Raw genomic sequence first — 1,036 nt, forward strand, 5'->3', positions numbered from 1 at the left:
AAACTAAAAGACTTTTGCGTGACGAGCATTTGGCGCACCGACAAATTCCAAACGCACCAGAAGTGGAGAGCGGCGAACCGTCTGTTTGGGCTACAGATGACGAGGTCGAGACGCTCTATCAAGACAGCTTGGAAATCGTGAGCTTGGTTTTGAGCTTGGTTCAAGGTATGGGCTTAGACTTCTCGGATGCCTCTAGCGTCTACAAGCACCATGCGAAGTTCTTTTGGGCTGCTGCGCGCGGAGAACGCACCGAGGGGCATCCCAATTATCGTCCGCCGGTGTCGTGAGAGAAAAAGCTTTCCACGCGGATAAACACCTGTTTTCATGGCACGGTGTTCAGCTTATCAAGCGCGACACAACAGGCGCAGCCCGACTGTCGGGCATTCTTCTTGCTCGAAAGGATTCAGCTCGTGGAATACACCGCATCTACTCTAGCCGCCGAATTGAAGCATCAGATCATCAGGCAGTTGCCGTCCAGGCCGCTAGTCGGTGGCGGATTCCGTCATTTTGAACTCAAAGCATCGGTCCAGGCCGAGGTCAGTGCCGAAGTCTCCTATAAAGCGTTTGAAGCAGTGCTATTTGATTTGAGCGCCAAATACCCAGAGTGGGAGATAGAGCTTCAAGGCAGCCATGATAACTTGAAGGCGACCTTCACTAGATAATTCGTGCATTTTGGCAGAAGATCTCAACGTCAAACGGTGCTAATGTCCGCTAGGTCGAACCTGACACAGAAAACGCATGGAGTTGTCTATGGAGACCGCTGCAGATTACGAAAACCAATTGCTCTTGGCGATCAGTCGTTCTACTGAGCATGGCCCTGTGGGCATTGCTATTGAGCGTAACCCTGCACCAAAAGATAAAGCGCACTGGCATAGGCTGAAATCTTGCTTGAGCGATTTGGTTCAGCGCGGACTTCTCAAAGCCTTTACATGCTCGCTTTCGCACTCTCTAAGGCATGACGTCACTCGATCTGGGTGGATGCACCTGCGGGCGTTGCGCAAGCGCAAACGAGTTGCATAGTCGTCCTAGCATGAGC

General features: G+C 51.8%; 2 protein-coding genes. Both read left to right on the forward strand.

Annotated elements, in window-relative coordinates:
• On the forward strand, positions 1 to 287 hold a 287-nt coding region (locus HT737_RS30250; RefSeq protein ID WP_220459605.1), incomplete at its 5' end, for a hypothetical protein.
• A gap of 123 nt (positions 288 to 410) precedes the next feature.
• Positions 411 to 662 (forward strand): hypothetical protein, encoded by a 252-nt coding sequence (locus HT737_RS30255; protein ID WP_182400853.1) that lies wholly within the window; start codon positions 411 to 413, stop codon positions 660 to 662.
• The last annotated feature ends 374 nt before the right edge of the window (positions 663 to 1,036 follow it).

The sequence above is a fragment of the Pseudomonas sp. MD195_PC81_125 genome, from assembly GCF_014060985.1.
GTDB classification, from domain to species: domain Bacteria; phylum Pseudomonadota; class Gammaproteobacteria; order Pseudomonadales; family Pseudomonadaceae; genus Aquipseudomonas; species Aquipseudomonas parakoreensis.